The sequence below is a fragment of the Cyanobacteriota bacterium genome (genome assembly GCA_027618255.1).
Classification (GTDB): Bacteria; Cyanobacteriota; Vampirovibrionia; order LMEP-6097; family LMEP-6097; genus JABHOV01.
Map to the genome: position 1 here is coordinate 1 of JAQCFG010000096.1, position 4,709 is coordinate 4,709.

Sequence of the window (4,709 nt, forward strand, 5' to 3'; positions counted from 1 at the left end):
CCAGCCCAACTTTACTAAATATAAAGATCTCAGTTAATAAATATGGGCTGGGTTACACGCTCCTAGCCGCCGTATTGGGAAGTAGTCTGTTTTAAATTAGGCGGCAAGTTTAAAATCCTCTTCCTATAAGTCTGCGCAATCTGATCAACTATATCTTTAATAGAAAGCATAAATCCTACTTTGCCATTACGAGTAATTGGTATATGTCTGTATCCACCATCTGACATTCTGTTAAGAGCAAAAGCAATAGGATCTTCTTCAGATAGAACCTCAGGATTTTTGGTCATGTAGTTATCGATGGTTTCAGAGCTTAGATCTATGTTTTTACCGATGACTTTACGTAAAATATCACGCTCTGTAAAAATCCCAATTGTATCCCCACTTGAGTTTGTGATTGTTACGCAACCCATATTTTTACTATTGAGAAGCTTGATTACATCAGCTAGTGAAGTACCAGTTTTAATAGATTCAATTGGCACTAAGCTCAAGGTACTGATGGTATCTTCAATGTTGATTCCCGCAGCAATATTGGCACTGCTCTGCTGGTTTTCTTCCATTATTTGCATTTCTTCTTCTATATAATCTGAGCTACTCATATCAATAGATCATAGCGCAAATGGTTCGGCGTCCACAGCCCACCTTTCTAGATAATTGCGTGTGTGGTTATCTAGAAAGATGAAATGTGGAGACGCGGCACACGTCGGGGTATATAAAATGTATGAGCGAAGCGTATATTGTAGATTTAGTAAGAACAGCAATGGGGAGATCCAAACCGGGCTGTGCTTTTTCGGATGTTCATCCGGTAGATTTAGGTGCGGTGCCAGTTAAGGCATTAATCGAACGTAATAAATTAGATCCCAAGGCAATTGAGGATTTGATTTATGGTTGTGTTACTCCAGTTGGCGAGCAAGGAATGAATATCGCCAGAATAATTGCTCTTTTAGTTTTGGATGAATCGGTGCCAGGTGTGCAAGTTAATAGAATGTGCAGCTCTGGAATTCAAACTGTAGAAATGGCTTCTCAAGCGATTCGTGCTGGTGACGCTGATTTATTAATCGCCGGTGGAGTTGAACATATGGGCAGAGTGCCAATGGGAATTGATGGAATGCCATTACCAATGTCACCGCGTCAGGACACAACTTTGTCTGAGTCGTATCTTTCAAAATACAAAATTAAATCCATGGGACAATCCGCTGAAATGATAGCTGAGAAATGGGGTTTTACTAGAGATCAGCTTGATGATTTTGGTATCAACTCCCACGCTAAAGCCTTTAAAGCTCAGTCTAGTGGCTACTTTGACAAGGAGATTGTTGCAGTTCAAACTGCTGCAGGTCCTATCACTAAGGATGAAGGAATCAGATCGTCTGTTGATAAAGAAAAAATGGCAAGTCTTGGAACTCCATTTAAAGATGGTGGTGTGGTGACTGCTGCAACTGCAAGTCAAATTACTGATGGCGCTTCTGCTGTTTTATTAGCGAGTGAAGCCGCTCTCAAAAAATATAATTTAACTCCAAGAGCAAAAATCATCAAGACTGTTGTTGTTGGTTGTGATCCAGAAATGCAACTCACAGGTCCGATTCCTTCTGTTAAACTTTTGTTTGAAAAAACAGGTTTAACTGTAGATGATTTTGATTTATTTGAAATCAATGAAGCGTTTGCTTCTGTAGTTCTGGCTACAGTTCAAGAGCTCAAGATTCCTCTTGATAAAGTCAACGTTAATGGTGGAGCGATTGCAATTGGACACCCACTTGGTTGTTCAGGTGCGCGTATTTTAACAACACTGATTCATGAACTCGAACGCTCAGGTGGCAAACGCGGTTTGCTCACTATGTGTGTGGGGTTTGGGCAGGGGGTCGCAACAGCAATTGAACTAGTCTAAGAACCTACCTGGGAAGCCCAATAGCTGCGTTACGCATGTTTTTCGTCCGTCCTCATTGACGGCTCAGTCAACTGCGGCTCCTCAAAACATGCAAGCCTTGCTCTTGAACTTCCGAGGCAGGTTCTGCGACGTTACCTTAAAATACGAATAGCTGCGTTACGCATGTATTGTATTTCTGAGATCGTCTTTTAACTGACCGCTTTAAAATACAACTTAGTGATAGTCGGCAAAATTTCATCTAAGCTAGTATCGGCATCGAGACTAGAAGGCTCATCTTTATTATTCCATTCATTTGCAAGAGATTCAATCATTCCAGCTATTGCAACTGCTGCAATCTGGTAGTTGACATTTTCCAAGGTACTTTTTTCTAAGACTTGTCTCGTTCTGTCAATCAATCTTGCACGCATTGCTTCATATTGTTTTCTGAACACAGGATCCATGATCGAGAGCTCTTTACAAAACTGTAGCAAGCTTGCATTCTCGCGAAAACTTGTGAAGATCGCTCTAAGATCATCACGCAGTGCTCGGTATGAGCTTCTACCTAATTCATATTCTTGACTAAGATCGCTGCCACCGCCGGCAACTGTATACAGCTCATCTTCAACTCTCTCGAGTAAAGCATGAAAAATATTTTTCTTGTCTTTGAAATATAGATAGAAAGTACCATAACCTAAGTCGGCTGCTTTGGTTATGTCCTTCACTGTTGTCTTGTGATAGCCCTTCACTGCAAAAATCTCTCTTGCAACATTCAGAATTTTTGCCCTGGTTTGTTTTGATTTTGCCGTTTTCATTTGTTCAATCACTGCCATACGCCACTCCTAGTAGCTATTTCTACTTTTGTTCGAAAGACCTTTATCTTTTTTATACATTGTAGCATAATTGATTATTCTAGTACAAGTCTTTTAATGGCTATCGTGTCAATACAGTGATATAATCACTGTCTGCCTGCGATATCCTGTAATGAACAAAACCATCACCAAACTTATAAATACCGGGAAAGAATACCAATTTTTGTTCTTCTTTAGTATTTTTTGTATGTTCTTTAGCGGTTTTGCTGGCATATTACCATCTTGGTTTGTCAAAGTTTCTATTGATGGGCTTGCAGCTCTCAAACAAGGGCAAGAGAGCCTTAATATTTTACCGAAACAATTGTTGCAATTCATACCGACAGATATCGTTAATAGTGGCTATTTTAATCTGGACCCTCATAAGATACAGCTGATCTTGCCTTTGACTATCATTGTAGTTTTTGCGATTGATGCCGTATTTAAGTTTTTGTTTCAATACAACTCACGTAAACTTGGATTATTAATTGTCAAAAAAATTAGAGAACAGATTCACCAACATATAAGTAAGTTGTCTTTGATGAGACAAAAGAAATATGATTCAGGTTCTATTGTTTCAGTTATAAGTAGCGACCTCAATAGTATGCAGTCTTGGCTGGCTGAGAGTCTTATGAATATTTTTAATGAAAGTATCAAGGCTACATTTCTACTTGCTTGGCTTTTGGTGCTTGATGTCAAGTTGACTTTGATTTCTATGGTGGTGATTCCGATGTTTGCTTTCCCTGTTTTGAAAGTAGGTAAGGATATTAGAAATTATGCAAGACAGGGGCAAGACTATATTGGTAAATTAACTAGTTTTGTTGCTGAGACTTTGCGTAATCAAACCGTGATCAAATCCTTTAATCTAGAGCTCTGGCGTGATAATAAGTTTGAAACTGAGTCTAGTAATTTATATAAACTCAACAAGCGTTGGATCTTTTTTATGTCCCTTGTTTCACCCATGACTAACTTAATTGGTTCAATTGGGATAGCTTTGATTTTGTTTCTTGGTCTAAGTGCCGTTCAGTCAGGTAGTTTGAGTATTGGTGAATTCTCTTCGTTCTTTGTTAGTTCAATTTTGCTTTATGATCCTGTCAAAAGACTTGGTAGGGTTTCGACTATCGCACAATCAGCTCTGGGAGTGGCTGATAGAGTCTATGAGTTTTTGGATGAGCCAGTACAAGTAATAGTATCAACTAACCAAGAAGTATTAGTTGAGCCAGTACTTGGTAGCTTGGAATTTAAAGATGTAAGTTTTAGTTATGACGGTAAAGAATTATTCAAAGATCTCAATTTGAAAATTCCAGAATGTAGCAGTGTTGCTCTTGTTGGACCTAGTGGTGGAGGTAAGTCTAGCTTGGTGAGCTTAATTCCTCGGTTCTTTGAAGTGGACTCAGGTAAGATACTTTTGGATGGTGTTAATACAGCAAGGCTGGCATTAGATGATTTGCGTAATCAAATAGCGATTGTTAATCAGGAGCCACTGTTGTTTTCTGGGACTATTCGCGAGAATATAATGCTTGGCAGATTGAACGCTAGTGAAGAAGAGTTGATGATGGCTGCCAAAGAATCTTTTGTGCTTGAGTTTGCCCAAACCAAAGGTTTAGATGCTGAGATTGGTGAGATGGGCAATAATCTCTCTATCGGTCAAAAGCAAAGGCTTTCTATTGCTCGGGCTTTTATTAGTAAGGCGCCGATAGTGATTCTTGATGAGCCTACCAGCGCACTTGATAATGATTCGCAAGAATTTATTTATCAAGCTATAACCAAGATGATGCAAACCAAGACTGTCATTATCATTGCCCATCGTTTGAGCACTGTGAAGCATTGTGATCGTATTGTATATATTGAAAACGGCAAGATCGTGGAGTCTGGATCTCATGATGAGCTTGTTAGAAAAGATCAAGCGTATGCAGCACTGTTGAATTAATGCTTGGCTAGGAGCGTGTAACCCAGCCCATATTTATTAACTGAGATCTTTATATTTAGTAAAGTTGGGCTGGGTG

General features: G+C 39.3%; 4 protein-coding genes. 2 read left to right on the forward strand and 2 right to left on the reverse strand.

All coding sequences use genetic code 11. The annotated features are described in order from the left end of the window. Positions 1-62 precede the first annotated feature (62 nt). Positions 63-596 (reverse strand): CBS domain-containing protein, encoded by a 534-nt coding sequence (locus O3C63_09465; GenBank protein MDA0773150.1) that lies wholly within the window; start codon positions 594-596, stop codon positions 63-65. Between the two features lie 122 nt (positions 597-718). Here O3C63_09465 and O3C63_09470 point away from each other — a divergent pair, with 122 nt between their 5' ends. Beyond that, the gene (locus tag O3C63_09470) at positions 719-1,879 is read left to right on the forward strand and encodes a thiolase family protein (GenBank protein ID MDA0773151.1); all 1,161 of its coding nucleotides are present in this window, start codon (positions 719-721) and stop codon (positions 1,877-1,879) included. Positions 1,880-2,067: 188 nt separating this feature from the next. On the opposite strand, the gene O3C63_09475 is transcribed toward O3C63_09470, so the two are convergent. Continuing rightward, the gene (locus O3C63_09475) at positions 2,068-2,688 is read right to left on the reverse strand and encodes a TetR/AcrR family transcriptional regulator (GenBank protein ID MDA0773152.1); all 621 of its coding nucleotides are present in this window, start codon (positions 2,686-2,688) and stop codon (positions 2,068-2,070) included. A 151-nt stretch (positions 2,689-2,839) separates the two neighbouring features. Here O3C63_09475 and O3C63_09480 point away from each other — a divergent pair, with 151 nt between their 5' ends. Further along, positions 2,840-4,633: an ABC transporter ATP-binding protein gene (locus tag O3C63_09480; GenBank protein ID MDA0773153.1), complete on the forward strand. Its 1,794-nt coding sequence runs from the start codon at positions 2,840-2,842 to the stop codon at positions 4,631-4,633. The last annotated feature ends 76 nt before the right edge of the window (positions 4,634-4,709 follow it).